Annotated in this window: 12 protein-coding genes and 1 tRNA gene; 7 read left to right on the forward strand and 6 right to left on the reverse strand. The window is 36.0% G+C overall.

The genetic code is table 11. The annotated features are described in order from the left end of the window. Positions 1 to 11: 11 nt before the first annotated feature. On the reverse strand, positions 12 to 1,826 hold the full coding sequence (locus ACP6PM_RS33420) for a fatty acyl-AMP ligase (protein WP_426591150.1): 1,815 nt from the start codon (positions 1,824 to 1,826) through the stop codon (positions 12 to 14). Between the two features lie 661 nt (positions 1,827 to 2,487). Between ACP6PM_RS33420 and ACP6PM_RS33425 the strand changes: the two genes are divergently transcribed. From ACP6PM_RS33425 to ACP6PM_RS33440, 4 genes are all read left to right on the forward strand, one after another. Next, positions 2,488 to 2,805, forward strand: coding sequence for a hypothetical protein (locus tag ACP6PM_RS33425; RefSeq protein WP_426591151.1), 318 nt, complete (start codon positions 2,488 to 2,490; stop codon positions 2,803 to 2,805). A gap of 504 nt (positions 2,806 to 3,309) precedes the next feature. Beyond that, a complete protein-coding gene (locus tag ACP6PM_RS33430; RefSeq protein WP_426591152.1) occupies positions 3,310 to 5,445 on the forward strand; it encodes a pentapeptide repeat-containing protein in 2,136 nt (711 codons plus the stop codon). Between the two features lie 256 nt (positions 5,446 to 5,701). Further along, positions 5,702 to 5,785 carry a hypothetical protein gene (locus ACP6PM_RS33435; RefSeq protein ID WP_426591172.1) on the forward strand — a complete coding sequence of 28 codons (84 nt, stop codon included), beginning with the start codon at positions 5,702 to 5,704 and terminating at the stop codon, positions 5,783 to 5,785. Positions 5,786 to 5,885: 100 nt separating this feature from the next. Beyond that, on the forward strand, positions 5,886 to 7,220 hold the full coding sequence (locus tag ACP6PM_RS33440; RefSeq protein WP_426591153.1) for a dipeptidase: 1,335 nt from the start codon (positions 5,886 to 5,888) through the stop codon (positions 7,218 to 7,220). A gap of 230 nt (positions 7,221 to 7,450) precedes the next feature. Here the strand turns inward: ACP6PM_RS33440 and fba are convergent, their stop codons facing one another. The 4 genes from fba to ACP6PM_RS33460 form a co-directional block, all read right to left on the reverse strand. Continuing rightward, the gene (fba, locus tag ACP6PM_RS33445; protein WP_426591154.1) at positions 7,451 to 8,530 is read right to left on the reverse strand and encodes a class II fructose-bisphosphate aldolase; all 1,080 of its coding nucleotides are present in this window, start codon (positions 8,528 to 8,530) and stop codon (positions 7,451 to 7,453) included. A 615-nt stretch (positions 8,531 to 9,145) separates the two neighbouring features. After that, a tRNA-Lys gene (locus ACP6PM_RS33450) sits at positions 9,146 to 9,217 on the reverse strand. Between the two features lie 192 nt (positions 9,218 to 9,409). After that, positions 9,410 to 10,282: an aldose epimerase family protein gene (locus ACP6PM_RS33455; protein ID WP_426591155.1), complete on the reverse strand. Its 873-nt coding sequence runs from the start codon at positions 10,280 to 10,282 to the stop codon at positions 9,410 to 9,412. A 617-nt stretch (positions 10,283 to 10,899) separates the two neighbouring features. After that, on the reverse strand, positions 10,900 to 12,669 hold the full coding sequence (locus tag ACP6PM_RS33460; protein WP_426591156.1) for a CapA family protein: 1,770 nt from the start codon (positions 12,667 to 12,669) through the stop codon (positions 10,900 to 10,902). 1,678 nt (positions 12,670 to 14,347) lie between these two features. On the opposite strand from ACP6PM_RS33460, the gene ACP6PM_RS33465 reads away from it, so the two are divergent. After that, the gene (locus ACP6PM_RS33465) at positions 14,348 to 14,662 is read left to right on the forward strand and encodes a DUF6679 family protein (protein WP_094677340.1); all 315 of its coding nucleotides are present in this window, start codon (positions 14,348 to 14,350) and stop codon (positions 14,660 to 14,662) included. Between the two features lie 87 nt (positions 14,663 to 14,749). Here ACP6PM_RS33465 and ACP6PM_RS33470 read toward each other — a convergent pair whose 3' ends face one another. Beyond that, positions 14,750 to 16,369: an MBL fold metallo-hydrolase gene (locus tag ACP6PM_RS33470; protein ID WP_426591157.1), complete on the reverse strand. Its 1,620-nt coding sequence runs from the start codon at positions 16,367 to 16,369 to the stop codon at positions 14,750 to 14,752. 1,361 nt (positions 16,370 to 17,730) lie between these two features. Between ACP6PM_RS33470 and ACP6PM_RS33475 the strand changes: the two genes are divergently transcribed. Continuing rightward, positions 17,731 to 18,600, forward strand: coding sequence for a phycobilisome rod-core linker polypeptide (locus ACP6PM_RS33475; RefSeq protein WP_426591158.1), 870 nt, complete (start codon positions 17,731 to 17,733; stop codon positions 18,598 to 18,600). A 275-nt stretch (positions 18,601 to 18,875) separates the two neighbouring features. Beyond that, positions 18,876 to 19,637 (forward strand): phycobilisome rod-core linker polypeptide, encoded by a 762-nt coding sequence (locus ACP6PM_RS33480; protein ID WP_426591159.1) that lies wholly within the window; start codon positions 18,876 to 18,878, stop codon positions 19,635 to 19,637. The last annotated feature ends 457 nt before the right edge of the window (positions 19,638 to 20,094 follow it).

Here is a 20,094-nt window from a genome sequence, read left to right on the forward strand (position 1 = left end):
CAGTTAAGCTTCTAGCTATTTTTCACTTGAGATGCTAATGACTCAACTTCTTCTTGTAACTTCCGATACTTGGAGGTTAGTTGAGGATTTTCACTCCAGTCAGCTATCACATCTAATGTTCCTGCCAAAAAGTTTGAGCGACAGGCACGACGCTGAATCTTACCACTAGCAGTCTTGAGAATATTTCCTGGTTTACCTAAAACTACAGCATAAACTTGTAGTTCATGGTCTTCTGAGACAGCTTGGCGAATGTCATTAATTACTTTCTCAGTATCTAAATCTTGAGTACGACGCTCCACCTCTTGAACAATTACTAGATGTTCATCGCCCTTAACTTCGATTGAAAATGCTGCGCCATAATCTGGACGAAGTGCGGGATGAAGTTGTTGTACTGTCCACTCTATATCTTGAGGATAGTGATTTGTACCTCGGATAATGATTAAATCTTTGATCCGACCAGTAATATATAGCTCCCCATCTTTGAGAAATCCTAGGTCTCCAGTCCGCAAAAACGGACCTTCTCCAGTATCTTTGATGTAAGCTTGGAATGTTTCTTTAGTTGCTTCAGGACGTTCCCAATAGCCTTGAGCCACACTAGGGTCTAATACCCAAATCTCTCCTACTTCATCAGTTGCACATTTTGCGAAAGTTTCTGGATTAACAATAGCTACTTGAGTTTCACAAACTAACCGACCACAAGATGGATAAGCTCTTACCCCTGTTTCATTGGGAGAAACTTCTACAATTTTGTTTTTTTCTACTAAAGCAGTTGCATCTATAGTACAAAGTACCGGGTCTGTAAGTTTAGGTTTAGCTGAGACCAATAAGGTATCTTCTGCTAATCCATAACATGGAGCAAAGGCATTCCAACGAAAACCACTAGCTGAGAAAGTTTCGTAGAAACTCCCCATAACTTTAGGATTAATAGGTTCCGCTGCATTACCTGCTGCTTCCCAATTACTCAGATCTAGTGTAGATAGTTGTTTTGGTTTAACTCGCCGAACACAAAGGTCATAGGCAAAGTTAGGTCCCTGACTGTGAGTAGCTTTGTAATTTGACAGAGCTTGCAGCCAACGAAGCGGTTGCTTGACAAAAGAGAATGGGGACATAACATAACATGGAGTCCCATTGAATAGAGGCTCCATCATTCCTTCCACTAATCCATAATCGTGAAAGAAAGGCATCCAAGTTACAGTTATGCTTTCTGGCGTATACCCGCAAGCTCTCTGTAGATAGCTCAAGTGGTGAAGCAAGTTCTTATGGGTAAGCATTACCCCTTTTGGAGTCGAGGTAGAACCGGAAGTATACTGCAAATATGCTAGACTATCGCCAGTAATATCAGGGTCTTCCCATTCTTTAGCTATCTCTAAGTCAACAGATTCAGTATCTATCCAGCGCATTGTCTGGAATTCTGGAAACTCATCTGCTACTTCTTCTACAAGAGAAATTATTGTACTAGTTGTTAGAACTATGGAAGCTTGAGCATCTTGAACTATGGCTCTTAGTCTAGGTAAGGTGCGTTTGAGACGACCTGCTTCTGGAGGAGGCACGGGAATGGCTATTACTCCAGAATATAGACAACCACAAAAAGCTGCTATTGCTTCTAATCCTTGTGGGTAGAGTAGTAAACCTCTTTCTCCTTTGACTTGATGTTTTTGTAGCAATGCTGCAATAGCTCGTACTCGACGCTCTAGTGAAGCATAGGTCAAGCTTTCTCCTTCTTTTTTTCCGTCAACCAAGAAAGTGTATGCTAGCTTTTCTGGTTGTTCTGCTGATAAAGTTTTAAGTAAGTCTATTAGGGTAGAATATTTCACTGTCTCGCTCATTTAATGGGAGAGGCATTGGCTCACTTTTATGTAAGATATAGTTTCTTGTCTAGATTGGACTAGGAATTTTATTTAATTATTTTTCCTGAGTAATACACCCGATAAAATGTGATTTTAGTAACATTTACTTATGTTGTTTGTTTCTCAAAGCTTAATAAACCCATGCAAGCAATGATTTTTCAACTAAGAGGTGGTAGTTTTTTTTACTATATCTTTAGCCAGCCTGTTTTATTTTGGCATAAGTTGATCGACGATTGCAACTTTTCGCTGTCTTCTTTACCGAATCTTTAATAATATAGAAATCTTTAAATGATCCACTCAGACTAGACTAATTGTGGCCAACTATACTCACTAGGGACTCTATAAAATTTATCTATGAAAGAAAATATGGAAAAATCTACCTATCCATAACAAATTTTCAGGTAATTCCAAAGGTATTGATATATTATTAATATAATAAAGTAATTAGCACTCAGCTATCAGCAGTAAGCTTTGTTGTTTCTGTAATTATGCATTTATTTCAAGGCTGGTTACTGTAACTCATCAACATGAAAAACACTATATCGCCTATTATTGAAATTACAGTTGCTCAATTTATTACTTATAACTTAACATTACCAAATGCTATAAGTTAATTAGTTAAATTATATATAATTCCCAAATGAATTATCACAACAATCAAAACTTTAAAAAAAATCCTGAACCAAATGAGGGAGCTGCCTCAAATTCATTCAACCCTGTATCTAATGTTGGGAAATCCATTCAAGTTTTTTTTGCACAATTTTTAGAATGGTTTCAGACACTTCCTCAATGGGGAAAAATTATAGGATTAATTATTATTCCCATATTTGTCATCAAGATATTAGAAGCTGTTGTAAGTTTAGTTTCTTTATTAATTACTATAGGGGTATTTGGAGGAGTTATTTATCTTGGATATCGTTTTTTAATCCCCCCTAATTACTCAGAACAAGACAAATAAAAAAACAGTAATATCTAGATTTTCCAGATGATAATTAATTATAATTATTGCTGCAAACAGTTGAAAATAAAACTTAAAAATCTAGGTATATTAAACTAGAGAAAATCACTACTATCTTGACCCATCATATTATTGTGGGCAACTTGTTATGAAAGTTTAACGAGTTATAGTATTTGCCCAAAAATGTTAAAAAAAATTAAAATATTAGTTTGACTACCGAACAACAATACTATATAGTATTTTCGCAGTTGGTTGCCCAAACTGTATAGATTTATTACAGGTTTTATCTGTTAACAATATTGAGAAATAACAGGTAGGTTGAGGAAGTATGGGTAAAGTAGAGACAAAAACAGTTTCAACCTAAAACTACTAGCCCCCTGTTTGTTCCTAGTTAGGAAAATCAAAAATAAAGGCTAAAAACAGGTTAACTTAATTATATTACCATACTTTACGATGCAAAATAGTCAATCTAAAAGTTGAGAATATTAAAGTAAATATATAAATATGACAAGCCCGACTTGTGATTCAGGGATTAATAATAACCCAGAGACATGGTGGCAGTTAAAATCTAAGCAACTACCAATCTGGGTTCGTAGATGTGGTGCTTGGGCTACGGAAGTATCTCTTATTGTAGTGAGTGGAACAGTTCCATTTTGGCTCGGTCAGTTGAGCAACATAGGCAACAAATCTGTTCCTCTTAACCCAGTCGTAGCAAAAACTACAGAAGTAATTGGCAATACTTTTGGAATTCCTTTACGAAACCGTTATCAAAAAGTAACCCCTCTAGCTAATCTACTATGGTCTGGAGCATTATTAGCTCCTGTAGTAATTGTAGGTTGGCAGTTATATTTATTGGCGAGTACAGGTCAAACATTGCCTAAGCGTTGGTTTGAAGTCAGAGTTGTGGCAGCTTTAGGAAATTCTCCAGGTTGGAAAAAAACCTTGATTCGTGAGGGTCTGGGAAAATGGGGATTACCTATGGGAACTGCCTACTTAATTTGGCGTATAACTGGAGCATTTCCTTCTTTGGGAATCCTTTTACTATTGGGAGGATTAACATCCTTCATTGATATTTATTTTGTTCGTTTTAATAAACTACGTCGCACTGGACACGATCGATTAGGAAATACTTTTGTTGTAGATGCGAACTCTGGTCAATTGGATTCTAATCCTTTTCGTTTAGGTGGTACTGAGACACAAATTTCTATAGCAACAATTGTTCTGACTCAAAAAAAATCAGAAAGTTTTCATTTGTGGCCTTGGATGCGACAAAATCCTGGCATTACTTTACTGATTGTGACTACTTTAGGCATGGTCTCAGTTTTGGGGACGATTTTTGGTACTCACGTTTATATTCAAAATCAAGCAAATTGGCGGGAGTTTAAACAACAAGATAATGATATGTTTCTGGCTCTTGTGAACAAGTTGTCTTTAACTTCCACTGAACCTCAGCAACGACGAGTATCAGTTTTAGCCCTTGGTTCCACTAAAGATCCCCGTGCCATACCATTGTTGGTAGATTTGTTGGGACAAGAAAAGGAACCAAGTATACTTGATGGAATTCAACTATCTTTGGTCAGTGCTGGACCAACTGTGCTGCCAGAACTACGTCGCTTAAATCAAGCTCTCAAAAATGATCTGGATTCTTTAAGTTATGGTGGTAATTCTCAAGAGCAACTTTTGGTATCTCTACGACTAAGGGCTACTCAAAAGGCGATCGCCAAGGTTCTCAAAGTTTACGGTGGCTTGGTTAAAGATGTTGATTTGAGTGGAGTAGATTTAGGTCAAGTTACTTCTACTCCAGCAAGTTTTACCTTGATATTAGAAAACACGGATTTGTCTGGAGTGAGATTCAGAAGTGCTATTCTGAGTCAGGCTAGTTTTAAGAATAGTCGCTTTTATGGACCAGGAAAAGATAATCGTCTAGGAACTTTTGATGATTCTATTGCTGATTTGAGTGGGGCAAATCTGACAGAAGCCAATTTAATGGGTGCTGTATTAGGTCCAGTTGTCATGAGGCGTGCAGATTTGTTTAGGGTGACTCTTAGTAAAGCTAAAATGTCCAATTCTATCCTGACAGAAGCCAATTTAAGCAGTGCCAAGTTAATTGAAACTGACTTACACCGAGCCAACTTAAGAGAGGCAAGTTTTACTGGTGCAGATTTAGGAAGTGCAGATTTATCAGAAGCTAATTTATACAGAGCTCATTTAAGTAAAGTTAAAGCTGAAGGTGCTACTTTCCAATCATCTGATTTAAGAGAGTCTAACTGGCAAGGAGCTAATTTATCAGGAGCAAACTTTAGTAGAGCTAATTTGAAAAAAGCAGACCTGAGTTTAGCCCAATTAACTAATGCCAACTTTCGGAATGCTCAACTGCAAAATGCTAATTTGCGAAATACAGATTTAAGTTTGGCAGATTTGCGAGGAGCAAACCTAAGTGGAACTGATTTCAAAGGGGCTAAATTGGCAGTACAAAAACCTGCTCAGGTAGATCAATTTTTGGCTAGTCCATTAGATAGATTCAAATCGGATCATTTAAGAGGAGTTAATTTCAATTTTGCTAAGAACTTAAACCCTAATCAAATTAACTACATCTGTAAACAGGGAGGAGTTCACGAAAAATGTAAAAGTAGGGAGTAGGAAAATAATTAATAATTAATTATTAATAATGGATAATGAAAACGGTCTCTAATGGTAAGCATTCAGCTATTAGCACCCAGCTATCAGCAATAAGACTATGCTTTTAACTAGGGCTTGCTAAAAATGTATTACCATTAAAGTCTTATCCAGGATTGTAGTTAATGTTTGTGATAATTTAAGAAGAATATATTGGCCAATATAACTGACATTAGCACATTGAGCCATTGACCCTAACTCTGGTGGTAGTCGCCCCGTAATTGCAGGAACTCGAACATCGGTTCGCAGAATTGCTGGTTTATACAATTGGGGAGAAGTTGCGTTTCGGCTGTGGCCGACATGAAAGGCGGATCAAGTGCAGCAGCTATATCGCAACATTCATGTAACAAAGCCAGTTGTTACAGTTAGGGAACATCAAATATTTAGAGATGAAACAATGGATTATGGAACCAAAAGACAACACTACTGAAAAAGATAGCGCAATGATCGAGTTAGCCCTTTCTGAATTAGGCCATGTCAGTGAGGGAAATGTGTCCTCGGTCGAGAACCCTACCCGCCGGGGTTTTTTCCGGCAAGTCGGAATGGTAAGCAGCAGCTTCGCAGCCGCTACAGTAATGGATAAGGTGTTTAGCAGTGTAGCACACGCTGGTGACTTGGTGCCGACCTACTCTACCGTGCGAGACACGCCCGAGATTAAAGATTACTCGAATATACCCCAGCGAACGCACAAATACCCCGCCTCTAACCGGGCTAAGGAGATTGTGCACTCATCCATGACCATGGAAACGCTGTTCTCCGGCATCTGGCCCGATCAATGGTCCAGTCCGGAAGCCCCCGAATTCCATGATGAGATGGACCGCTTAATGTCTGCCGGTATCAAGGTGATTGCGGCGTGCCCATCGGCGGATTCATTGGATTCATCTGTTGCGGGAATCGTGAAGTCGGTGATGTTCTATCTCAACAAGATCTATGAACGTCTCGACAAGTACAAAATCGTGCGCATAGCAAAGGACATTGATGAGGCGATCAAGGAGAAGAAGCTAGGGATCTTTTTCACTCACCAGGGCACCGCTCTTTTCAACGGTGACATTGATATGGTTGGTGTCTGGCGACAGATGGGCTATGGCTACTGCCTACTGGCCTACAACCAGCGCAACGCTGTAGGTGATGGTTGCTTCGAGGAGGCCAACGGTCCTCTCACCGCCTATGGTAAAAAGTTAATCGACAGCTACAATCGCTACGGAATGATCGTGGATGTTAGCCATACAGGTGAACGCACCTCTCTTGATGCTATTGAGCGCAGCCGTCAACCCGTGGTATCTTCCCATTCAGTGGCCAAAGCCATCGCCGACTACCAACGCAGCCATTCGGACGCAGTAATCAAGGCGGTCGCCCAGAGTGGTGGAGTTTGCTCTATCAACGCGGTTGGTGCCTTTGTGGACTTGTCCAATCCGGATATCGTGACCACTGATATGCTATTCGGCCATATCGACTACATGGTAAACCTGGTTGGAATTGACCATGTTGGCTTCGGAACGGACTACGTTCCAAACACCAATATTTCAGCTACACTCATTCAGACGCCAGAAGGTCAGGAGATATTCCCCGATGGTGGCTACAGCGCGGCCATGGGGGCAAAGGGAGTACCCACACCAGCACCGTATCAGATAGTAGCTGCCCTAGTAGACAAAATGCTCGAAAACGGCTACTCGGAGACTGATTGTACCAAGTTCCTGGGAGGAAATATGTACCGAGTGATGCAGGAAGTCTGGACATGATCCGTCTAGATAGCTCCTTCTAACGTCTCTTTTGGAAAGGAGGACAGAAACTTTTTGAAATGAGCTGCAAAATTTTTAAGTTAACACTCCTTATTTAACTACTAGACCAACATAGGCTAGAAAAAAATAGTCAAACCTTATTATAATGAGAAGCCTTGAATTATTCCCAAGACTTCTCATCAGGTAATCAAATAATTAATTGAGAAATTAAACTAGAAAATTCTCACAAACTATACAGAAACTGCTGTCTTAGTAGTAGCAGCTAATTGTCCAGTAGCATATTTAGCAGCAAACTCATCTAAAGTTTGAACCTTAATCTTGCTAGCATTACCAGCAGTACCAAACTGTTGATAACGATCTAGACATACTTGCTTCATGTACTTGATAGAAGGCTTCAAGAAGTGACGAGGGTCAAAGTTAGAAGGATCTTTAGCAGCAGCCTCACGAATAGCAGCGGTGATGGCCAAGCGGTTATCAGTATCAATATTCACCTTACGAACACCACTCTTGATTCCTTTTTGAATTTCTTCAACAGGTACACCGTAAGTTTCTGGAATATTACCACCATATTGGTTGATAATTGCTATTAAATCTTCAGGAACAGAAGAAGAACCGTGCATAACTAAGTGAGTATTAGGTAGACGACGGTGAATTTCTTCAATTCGGCTAATAGCCAAAATTTCTCCTGTAGGCTTACGAGTAAACTTGTAAGCACCATGGCTAGTACCAATAGCAACTGCTAGAGCATCTACTTGAGTTCGTTCTACAAATTCTACAGCCTCATCTGGGTCTGTTAAAAGTTGATCTTCGGTAAGTTTACCTTCTGCTCCATGGCCATCTTCTTTATCGCCCATACCAGTTTCTAAGGAACCCAAACAGCCTAACTCACCTTCTACACTTACACCAATGGAGTGAGCAACTTTAACTACTTCAGCAGTAACATTAACGTTATATTCAAAGCTAGCTGGAGTCTTAGCATCTGCCTCTAGAGAACCATCCATCATCACGCTAGTGAAACCATGGCGCATAGCCCCATAGCAAGTAGAAGGAGAATTACCATGATCTTGGTGCATAGCAATAGGAAGATGAGGGTAAGTTTCTACTGCAGCCAAGATTAAGTGACGCAGAAAATTTTCTCCAGCATATTTGCGTGCCCCACGAGAAGCTTGTAGAATTACAGGGCTGTCTGCTTCATCTGCGGCCTGCATAATGGACTGAATTTGCTCCATGTTGTTGACATTATATGCAGGAATGCCATAACCGTTTTCTGCTGCGTGGTCTAGTAGTAAGCGCATTGGTACGATAGCCATACCTTTTCCTCCTAATATTTTTTGTTATTAGCTTATTAGTAACTTGATTTACTTAAGCTTAATTCTTACGACAATCTTAAGACAAATTGAAGATTCTGTCTATCAATAATTAAATTTATCTTTTAATCTTTGAGTAAAATTTGCCAAAGTCCCAAGCTTCAGCAAAGTAAAGTAGGTGTTAGAATTAGTGGACTCAAATTTTTCCTCTTATCAACCAGGCAGACTTCTAATGCTGGTTAAACCTAGTAGCGTGTCTAGCTTTAAAATGTGGGTAAGTTTGAGCAAACTGGAATACCTCTCCCACGACCCCTCTCCTTTCAGGAGAGGGGTGAGTTTTCTCCCACTTCCCTTGTAGGGAAGGGGGTTGGGGGGTTAGGTTTTTACCCACAATTTTAGTCCAGACGCGCTGGTCGTTTGTCAATTTTCAAATGATGGGTTCAAACTAAATTAAGATTAAGAAGATAAGGGATAAAATTTAATAGATTACCCATCAAATCAATCTTGACAGACCACTATGAGTTATTATTCAAGCAGCCTTTAGAAATAGTACTGTATACTTCCTACAGTCCTTTTTTAGGTTTGCTGTTAAGTATTTTTGTTTATTTATCGTTTTAGTGGGTCGCCCGGGATTCGAACCCGGAACAAATCGGTTAAAAGCCGAGTACTCTACCGTTGAGCTAGCGACCCTGATTGATATTTATTTTTGTCTCACACAATTATTAACATTAGCATAGTCATCACAAATATTGCAATAGTTTTGGGAAAAAATTTTAGATTTTGTGGCAACTTGCCATGGAGAAGTGATTTTTAGAGCGATCAAGTCCATTTTTTGGGGACAAATCAGTAGTGTACCAAATGATCGACTGAAACATAGAACCACTATACAAATGTTGCAGTGAGTCTGATTAGCATTTCACAAGAAGACCCAGGCTCTAAATCAACTATACGATAACCTGTGTTTAGGGAATTACAAGGAGCTGTCCATGGTTCTAAACAGTAAAAATCCTGATTCTTAACTGTCCATAAGACAATAGTTGAATATGCAGAAGTATAACTCAGTGTAATTTTCAAACCACGACTTCGATCGTAGACAGTTGTGGCCAAACCGGTTAATTTTTCAAATATTGCATCCACTTCATCTAGTTTAGGATCCAATTTACAATCATTATCATGTAGAGTTCCTGTATTCCGATCCACATATTGCATTGAAGGGATATTAAAGTGGAGCTGATGCTTATTTGGAGCTAAGAAATAAGGATGCAGACCTGTCGAAAATGGCATCCTTTGGGTATTGCTCAAGTTAGTATAAGTTTGGAATATTTCTAGAGAATTACCTTTCAGTTGGTAGGTAAAGGTAAGTTTAAAGTCGAATGGATAAAAAGTTCTTGTTAATCTATTAGTGGTTAAAACTAGAGTTATTGAAGCCCTATCTTTATTTGAATTTCCTATAACTTCCCAAGGTAGGTCTCGTGCAAATCCATGTTGTTTGAGAAAGTAATTATTACCATTATATTTGTACTTGTTATTTGGTAAGTTGCCACAAATTGGGAACAAGATGGGTATTCCACCTCTTACAGTTAATTCTGGATTCTCAAATCTTTTAGCATCAAGGAAAAGTAGCTCCTGATTCTTCACACACCAACTGGTAATTATTCCTCCTCTCTCTGGCACTACATTAATACTAGAATTAAATGCTAAATCAGAGAGGGTATAAGTTTTGTATTTTTTCTGTTGCAGTGCAATGGCAAACACAGTTTTTATTTTAATTCAGGAATTGAGTATTTAATATTAGGTAATGGGTTACGATCGCTAGAAATAAAAATAAACTTTTTGGTCATTTGCCCAATTATTATTTATATGTCTAGTTTCTCTGTGATTAGAAGCTGAATATATTAATAAATCTCAAAAAGGGAGTAGGGAATAGGGAGTAGGCAGAGGCAAGAAAAAAATAACTTTTGGTCACAAAAAATAGTCCATAAATATTAAACTAAATCAAATATAGCTATCTCTCAAATAATCAGGACTTTTACTATTAGCCATTAACGTAAATTTATCCCATCGGTTCCAGCCTGAATATTTTATTGACAAAAAGTCTTTTCATTAATGGATAATGGATAATTACCTCTGGTTGAAACCGAGAGAATTTAATACAAGGAAATACTATTTTTTTTTTCCCCTTTCAAGGGGAGGCTAATAATTATTAATTATTCGGTAAATAGTAGTTGACTAGGATATATTAATTTTATCATAGTTTTTCTCACTTTGTACTGTATGCTGTATTTATCAGTTTCTCCACTTTTCAGAATAACTCAACTAAAAAGAGAAAGTATTGTGAGTAGTAATAGTTTTTGATATTCGTATAATCTTGATTAAATCTGTAAACGAGGCAATTCAATAAAAGGTTCTTTGATAAATGGTTTCTGAATGAAAGAATCTTTGACTTCTTGCACAGTTTCTTGAGTATTTAATATTGGTGGTAGAGAAAAGCTATTATTAGTATTAAGAGTTGCTTCTTCCTCTGGATTATTTTGAGGAGAGTCTATAGAATTTCCATCTCCTTCAGGGGATTTTTCAGGTAACTTAGGTAAAGTTGGAGTTGATAAATTGTTAGAATTTTGCTCCCCAGAAACAGAGTCAATACCAACAAAATTGAAATCTTTATTTATTGGATCTATTGCTACAGGGGTTCTCATTGGTTGATGAAAAACACTAGAAATTTCTGCAATATGTTTGAGAATTTCTTTTCCTTTTTCACCTTTGACAATCTGGGGCTGGTATTTGCTAACTACTACTGGCAAAAACTCTATCTTCATTTTGCCTTTTTTTAAGGAGACTTTCAAGACTGCTGTCTCATAATCACTCTCTTTGTTAGAAGTATCTCCAAAAATAAAATTACCCAAAGAATAGATAATAGGTCGCCCTTGATAAATTTCTGCCCCCTGCAATACCTTCGGATGATGTCCCACTACTAAATCAGCACCTTGGTCAATTGTCATCCTAGCTATATTCATCTGCCAGTCTCCAGGATATTCTGATAATTCAACTCCCCAGTGATAATTAACAATTATCCAGTCTACCTGCTTTCTCAAAATTTGAATATCTGAAGATATCTGATCGTTATTGCGAGTATTAACGTTTACCGATCCAGTGGTTGGTTGGATATCTATATCATAATAATTTAGGTATGCAATTTTTTGGCCTTTAATTTCAATAATTTTGGGCCTTCTAGCTTCTTCTTTTGTTTTACCAGCTCCTAAAGAATGAATACCTGTATCCTCTAGAGTTTCTATTGTTTCTACTAGGCTTTTTTCTGGATAACCGATAGTATGGTCATTAGCTAAATTTACCAGATCGACTCCTCCTGAAGTTAATACCTTAACATAGTTGGGATCTAGTGTTAATTTTTTTTGCTGAGTTGTATTCTTGAGAGTCGAACGGCTTAAAGGATTTTCTAAATTAACTATTGCCAAATCTGCTTTTCTATACTCATCCATTTTCGCAAAAGGATATTTATAATTTCCCTGAATTGAATTAGAAACTGGATTAGATAAATTAACATCTCCGCCAAACATCAAAGTAACTGTAGGGTCATTTGGGTTAGCTATCTTTTTCTGATTAATTACTTGTACTTTTTCAGTAGCAGTTTCCACCCACTTCTCTGAAATTGAATGTCTTACTAGAACTGTATAATAACTTACCCAACAACCTAAAATAAAAGCTGCTACTGCTGAACCTATTAACATCAAAGACCGAAATGTTTGAAATTTCAGGTTATCAGTTTTGTTTGCCAAATTAGATTGTTTATTTAAGTTTATTTTTGCATAGGAATTAATTCTCACAGAGTGTTTCCAGAGTATGTTGGATGAACCACTCAAACGCCCCACAATCTTTACTCTTTCTAGTACGGGAGAGTTAAGTTGATAAAGTTGATGACAGATAAACTTAATTAATCTATCTACGGGAGGTTCACGCTGAAACTCTACTAAAACTTGTAGATATCCAGTAGTTTCTTTAGCTATACGAGCCGAAATTCCTTGTGGTTTTAGTTCTTTATTAATCCAGTGACTAATAGCCTGAAAATCACCGGATCGTGCTAATTCAAAAATAGATTTCCTAGTGAAAGTTGGTGTGTAATTCATATTTTTTATATTCTAATTTTTATATTCTAAAATATCTGAAACACTAGATTAATGAAATTGGATTAATCCACAATTATATAGCGTTTATATTTAATTTATTAGCTTTATTTCATCCTAATTTCACAGACAATAAAATGTCAAAAAAGTTTTTTTTGATCGAATCGGAGGATTGGAAATTATTTCGGATGATCATCATGTAATACCAGTTTCAAAAAAAATTACTACAAAGTATTGGGGTTTTAGGAGTCAGGAGATATGAATTGATATTATTGATTTTGTATTAGACTGTAATAGACTCCTAAATAAAGTTTACTAAGTTTAACAAGGTTATCTTGATAGAGACCCTGGGAGAACGGCTATAAGTCAGGATTCAGAAGTGATTTTGGGAATTTAGACCTGATTCCTAAGTGAAAGCTTTATAGAGTTTAAATGCCCAACTTAACCTGTGGTGTCTACAATTGGTTGGGGTTGAATCCCCAACAAACATTGATTGTTTGTTCAGAATGGCTCTCTCCTAACTCCTTCTGCAAGAAATTATTTTTATCTCAATGGCATAATTAAATACGTCACGTCATAGTAAGCCGCAAATATATTAACATTTTTGTACCTATGTGAGTGTAACTATTTATGCCTGAATTTCCTATCTATAATAATTGCCTTTGCTATAGTTATCTATTAATGTTTTTCAGGATAGAAAAATAACAGATATTTAACATTAACTAACTTAGATAATCAAAATTATTTTTAGTATAGGAAGTAAAAAAATCATGTTTCTGTTAAATTTGCAAATCCAAAAAATATTAACTAGATTGTTATGATTAGCAAAAAATGTGAATATATTTATAGCCTAAGGTGAGAAATTATGGTGTTGATGATTTGAGTATGAGAACACATGAAATATTAAGTTTTTTGGTAGTCCCTGAATGCAAGTTTAACCAAATATGAATAAATAAGCACTTAGTGATTCGATGGACAAGGATGACCATCAACATAAATCTAAATAAAGGAAGTCAGTATTAATTCCTCTATACATAATATAGAGTCTAGAAAAAATAATTATACAGAGTTAGTTAAATCAATCCGCAAAAAGCTTTGACAAAATCAAAGAACTCACATAATTAATGTAGTGTTATTATAATTAACTAAAGTTATATAGTAAAGTTAAGTAAGGAATGAGGATTTTATAATCTACACAAGTTAAATTGCCTAAACCCCAGATTATCTAAGTTCTTTCCCAAAAAAATCTGGACTTTATTTCATTCTGATTCCTAAAATCCTATGGGAGGTGGTCTAAGGTAACATTATTTTAAAGTAATAAGTTATAAGTTAGCCGAAAATCTCGAATCTGCGCTATAGTATATTCTAAGTGCTACTAATTTAGCCTCACAATGGGATAAAGATTACTGGAACAATCCTTTGAGATTGCAAGTTGAATAGTTAACAGAACCTTGGCAAAAATATTACTCTAAAAATATTTTATTTGAGATGGTGATGAATGCCAATCAATACCTAGCTTGTGATATAATCGATATATTGCTAGTAATTCTAGGGTTGATACACTAAAGATGATCGTCAACATCAATGACAGTAGAGAAAAAAATTTTATTTGTCAAGCTTCCCGGTAAGTAGTTTTTCATATGCATTTGACCAAGTTATTGATTGGGAGTATAAAAAGCCAATGCTACAACGCAAGATATATCAACTTTGTTGTGATGGTCGTGAGGTCTGTATTTTCTTGCGAGATCAGCAGCGTTGGATAGAACAAGCAAAAATATTGGATATAGAGGGAGATTTAGTAACGATACGCTACGAAACAGATGAAGAAGATGAAATCTGTTCTTGGGAAGAAATGGTCCGTTTAGAAAGTATAGGGGCTATTACCCAAAAGTTAGCGTCGGTGCCCAGGGGAAATATTGATCCTCTAGTATCTGAAGATTGTCCAGAAGCTGAACAGATTCGCAACCACTATCCAGAATCAAATCAACAAGAATAATTAGAGATTAAGTTAGATGATTAATAACTAAGTTTTTTTGTTAAATATATAAACATATCCCTATATTTTTTTACGGAAGTTGATTAATTAATCATTTCTATTGGTGTCTCCATTAGAAGTAAAAGGAAAATGAACTGACTCAAACATGGGACAGTATCCATCAGATGTTACCCTAAAGCCATATAGAGCTGAAACAGGATTGGAACAACGTTGTCCTCGGTAATGTAAACAATTACCACAACAATCTAACTCTGGAGAGATGGAGCGATCGGTGGTTTGACTTAGAAGTTCTCGTTGGGATATTCCTCTGACAACCAATTCTTCTCCTTGCCAACGAACCTCTACAAGACCTGTATCAGCAAAAGTTGGCCAACGATTATCATTTGTAATGCTTTGAGGTAAAGAAATTATTACCTCTGTCTCTAATTCATTTAATTCTCCTTCGTAATTAGTTTCTGGTAATGTAGGTACTATAAACTTCTCACCTATTGGTAACTCTACTAATGTACCATTGGCTGGAGAGTGTATTTGATAACGGTTGCGTAACTCTTCAAGGTTAGTAAGGTCAGCTAAATAATTAGGACAGCCATGAACAAAAATTATATGTTGAGGACGTAAGTTGTGAATTAACTGTGTTGTGCCAAGTCCATCACAATGATCGGTGAGGAGATATGTTTCAGTATGATTAAAATTCAACTCCTGTGATATTTTTCCTGGTCTTTCAGGTAGTAAGATAATAACAGAATTATCTTGATTAATAATGTATTGGCTCAAATCAGTATCCTTGTCTGCAATGAGAATATAAGGCTTTTCTGTGGAAGGAAATTGTTCTGGCGATCGCCTCAGCACACGGGGTTTTACTTTTTCGTCCCAAAATAGAGGTTGATGTTGAGCAAAATTTTGTACAGTTGTGGGAAATTGGGACAATAGTTCTAAATAAAGGTCACAACCTCTGGCTACCTTTTCCTCTACCCAAATATCCAGGTCGCGACCTGTGAAATAGTGATGACTGCGTAGAAGCATCAACAATTCTTGTCCTAACCCTAAAGCGGGAGTGGGCAAGATAACTGAATTTCCAGAAGTAATAGCTTGATATATCTTTTCTGCCAGGTTATTTTCTAATTGTCGCCGATGTGGATAACGTGCTGTGCCATAACTACCTTCAAGTATTAATACATCTGGCTTGAGTCCTCGTAAATCTCCTAAAGGTAGACCTTCAACCAAACGACTGTTGGATAAAAAGAAATCTCCTGTATATAAAAGTTTATAGGTTCGATTTTCTCCAGTATAGGTGAGGAGAAAAGCTGTTGCTCCTGGTAAATGACCAGCGGGAAAAAGCTCTACAGTTAGACCACTACGAAGTTCTACTGGTGAGTGCCAAGGTAAAGGTTGACAAAAATCAGGGACTTCAGAAATAGCAAGTTCTGGCCAATTTAGAGGTAGAAGTTTAGTTGTTGCTTCACTAGCATATATTGGCAAATGTGGAAAAGTTTGATGGAGTGCTAAGAGTCCTTGAGCATGATCTGAATGTGCGTGGGTACATAGGACAATATCTGCAGGAAGTTGTTGGTTTTTTTCATTGGTTAATAATGAAATATCGGTAATACCACAATCTAATAAAATCTGGTGTACTCCAATACGAACTAGCAGACATATTCCATCATCTGCGTGACCTACACTATAAGCTAAACATTGTAAATCTATCACAAGGTTAAATTGCTTGCGTTCAGGAAAATTTTGACTATCAATGAATTTGAAATTTTGCTCATCTTTAAGATTAATAATTATTCAGAGAAGACCCCATAAATACAAACTAAAGTTAACTAAATTTTGAACTAAACTGATTCTTAATACCTTGAATAGCAAATTCAGTAATACATATTTTTAGGTGGAAAATAAGTACACAAAATTTATTTTGAAAATATTAAAGAATTTCAGCGATCTGTTATTTGCTTGTTTATTTAAGTGAAAATCAAGAAAATTAAGATAGATTAGGATATTATTTTGAATAATCTTATAAGCTAGCTAATCATAACAAATTTTACTGGGTAATTCTAAAAAATTTCTATTTCTATTATTAGACTAATTTAAGAAATGTTTGCTACAAATAGTTAGGCTTTTGCTAGGACTTAGTAGGGGCATAGAAATGAGTAATGCTTGATTTTCAGTCAAAGAGACATCTCATATAAAGTCTTTGCAATCACTCAAATTATTTATAACATTCTTTTTTTTAGTTGGTATTACCTGTTTTTTTTACCGAGAAATTGTGGGTATGCGCCTCCCCTTTTAAGGGGAAAAAAGAAAAAAAATTCCTTTGAGTCAATCCTCTTATTTTCAACAATTAATATAATAATTATTAATTATTAATTATTGTCTATTTCTATTATTATACCAATTTAATAAATGTTTGCTACAAATAGTTAGGCTTTTGCTAGAACTTAGTAGGGGCAGAGAAATGGGTAATGCTTGATTTTCAGTCAAAGAGACATCTCATGTCAAGTCTTTCAATCACTCAAATTATTTATAACATTCTTTTTTTTAGTTGGTATTACCTGTTTTTTTTACCGAGAAATTGTGGGTATGCGCCTCCCCTTTTAAGGGGAAAAAAGAAAAAAAATTCCTTTGAGTTAATCCTCTTATTTTCAACAATTAATATAATAATAATAATTATTAATTATTAATTGTTGAAAAGTCTTTTAAACATTAAATTGTGAAAAATTGGTGATTTAAAACATATATTTTTGCCTAGTTGTTACTAAAAATTGCTAAATATTTAACTGCAAGAATAATTTTTTAGCTTAATTGCTAGCTTACAATCTTTGATGAGAAAAGATCCAGTGTATATTTCTATACGCTTACAAAACTTTATAATTCTTTATAATTAAGAGCCTGGTAGCAGTGTATATTCCAAAAAAGTATAAAACTTAAAAAAAATAGGCTCATAAGTTTATACAATCCAAGTCCTGCTTCAGGAATAGATTTTAGCAATGAGTCCAAGTTTTTCAGTTTTGTAACTAAAAAATACATTTTTTTCAGCAAACCTTATTTTCACCTAGGAGATAGTTCAAATGGTTTTTGGACCTGCATCTCAGTTAGGGGTTGGCCTTTTTGAAGATACAGAACCTGTGGAACTGTTGCCCGGACGGTCATCAGAAGAAGTAGAAACTGTGATTCGAGCTGTCTATAGGCAAGTTCTGGGCAATGCTTACGTCATGGAAAGTGAAAGACTCAGTGTACCAGAGTCCAAACTTAAAGAAGGCGAAATTACTGTCCGTGAATTTGTACGTCAAGTTGGACGCTCTGACTTGTATCGTTCTCGGTTCTTTGAAAGTTGCCCCCGCTATCGCGCAGTTGAATTAAATTTTAAGCACTTTTTAGGTCGCGCTCCCGATGGCTACGATGACATGAAGCTTCATAGCAAAATCCTGGATGAAGGAAGTTTTGAAGCTGATATTGATTCCTACATTGATAGTGACGAATATAGCAGTGCTTATGGGGAAAATATTGTTCCTTATTATCGAGGTTACAAAACCCAAACTGGCAAAAAAATGGTTGGTTTTACTCATATGTTCCAACTATTGCGTGGAGCTTCCAGCAGCGACTTCAAAGGAAGTTTACCTGGAAAAAGCCCTGCTTTGAATAAATATGTGATTCAAGAAACACCTTTGGCAGTAGTTCCTCCTTCTGGTGGTTCCGATGGTTGGTCATTCCAAGATACACCTTTGGGTAGTAGAAGTAGACATGGAGTAGGAGCTAGTTCTAGTGGTAAAGTTTACCGCGTTGAAGTAACAAACTATAGCTCAAAGGTAGTAAATCGTGTTTCCAAATTCCGCCGTAGCAATAAGGTATTTTTGGTGCCTTTCGATCAACTTTCTAAAGAGTACCAAAGGATTCATCAGCAAGGTGGTGTAATTTCCAGTATTACTCCTATTAACTAGGAGTTAAAATCAGAAAATTATTTACTCATTTTTTCGGAATTGGTTAGTTGCTAGATAGCTAATAACTCAAATTGAAATTAAACAATAAAGTTGTTATGATTTAGTAATTAAATCCACAATAAGAAAGGGTAAAATTTTTTAAAAAATTTGCAGTAGTTCATGGTTGATAGTTATTCTGTTTATATATGTATGATCGACGATTAGCTATGAGCTATGAACACTGCAAGGATAGTATAGAAAAAAAAATCAGAATCTTTGAAATAAAGGAGTTAAAAATGTCACTTTGGGTAGACAAAATCGATCCAATAGAACTACGTTCTAATGCGACAGAAGATGAAAAAGAAGCTGTGATTAGAGCTGTTTATAAGCAAGTTTTGGGAAATATCCATGTAATGGAAAGCCAACGTCTAACTAGCGCCGAATCATTTCTGAAAAACGGAGAAATATCCGTCCGTCAATTTGTTAATATGGTTGCTAAATCAGACCTATATTTCTCCTTGTTTTTTGAATCATCTTCTCCTTATGGATTCATAGAACTAAACTTTAAGCATATATTAGGTCGTGCTCCCCAAGACCAGACAGAAATTTCTGAACACGTTCGTATATGTAACGAAGAAGGATACGAAGCAGAAATTGATTCTTACACAAACAGTGACGAGTATATTCAAAACTTTGGGGAAAATATTGTTCCATACCCACAAGGTACTAGCACTGTAGTTGGCATGAAAAATGTAACGTTTAATCGGACATTTGCTTTGGAACGAGGATATGCTACAAGTGACAGAAATAAGCCTTCCCGATTGACTTTAGATTTAGCTGCTAATATGGGTACGAAAATTACAGAACCTGCTACTGTAAGTGGACCTTATAGCAACACAATTAAACGTTTTGAAATCTCAGTTAGTAAAACTGGTATTGGTCCTGTTGTTAAGCGGAGTGCAACTACATATACAGTATCTTATGAGCAGCTAACTTCAAAAATTAACAGCATTCAAAAAACAGGTGGAAAAATCCTGAAAATTACTGAGGTTGCTTAAATCAATAGTCAAGAACCTTTCATTAATTGATAATGAACAATGGATAATGATTGATTAATGACAACCTATACCAGATGTTAAAAAAGCTTATTCAAGTACGAAAAAGCAATTTTTATATTCTTTCATTATCAATTATTAATTATTAATTATTAGGAGAGGCTCTAAACAGGATTGATTAATTATCAATTATCCGTTGGTAAGTTGTTGTTAAAAAACCCGGTTTCTCCTGAAAATATGGCAGGAATAGTTTTACTCCCAAGAAACCGGGTTTTTATTTGGAGTAATTTTTAATAATTAATAATTAACAATTAATAATTACCTATTCTTTTTGAGAAGAGGATTTGATAAAAAGATTTTTTTTCTTTTTTATCCGTGACAGGAAAGGGTTGAAACCTTAATTTTTCTGTAAAACAGGATTTGATAATATCAAATAGGTTCCTCAATAAATATCATTTTT

It is taken from the genome of Dapis brunnea BLCC-M229, from assembly GCF_050015995.1.
Taxonomy (GTDB): Bacteria; Cyanobacteriota; Cyanobacteriia; order Cyanobacteriales; family Microcoleaceae; genus Trichodesmium.

Coding starts and splice junctions, on each gene's coding strand:
- ACP6PM_RS33425 (WP_426591151.1), top strand. CDS start 2,488: ATGAATTATCACAACAATCAAAACTTTAAAAAAAATCCTGAACCAAAT.
- ACP6PM_RS33460 (WP_426591156.1), bottom strand. CDS start 12,669: ATGAATTACACACCAACTTTCACTAGGAAATCTATTTTTGAATTAGCA.
- ACP6PM_RS33430 (WP_426591152.1), top strand. CDS start 3,310: ATGACAAGCCCGACTTGTGATTCAGGGATTAATAATAACCCAGAGACA.
- ACP6PM_RS33465 (WP_094677340.1), top strand. CDS start 14,348: ATGCTACAACGCAAGATATATCAACTTTGTTGTGATGGTCGTGAGGTC.
- ACP6PM_RS33480 (WP_426591159.1), top strand. CDS start 18,876: ATGTCACTTTGGGTAGACAAAATCGATCCAATAGAACTACGTTCTAAT.
- fba (WP_426591154.1), bottom strand. CDS start 8,530: ATGGCTATCGTACCAATGCGCTTACTACTAGACCACGCAGCAGAAAAC.
- ACP6PM_RS33440 (WP_426591153.1), top strand. CDS start 5,886: ATGGAACCAAAAGACAACACTACTGAAAAAGATAGCGCAATGATCGAG.
- ACP6PM_RS33420 (WP_426591150.1), bottom strand. CDS start 1,826: ATGAGCGAGACAGTGAAATATTCTACCCTAATAGACTTACTTAAAACT.
- ACP6PM_RS33475 (WP_426591158.1), top strand. CDS start 17,731: ATGGTTTTTGGACCTGCATCTCAGTTAGGGGTTGGCCTTTTTGAAGAT.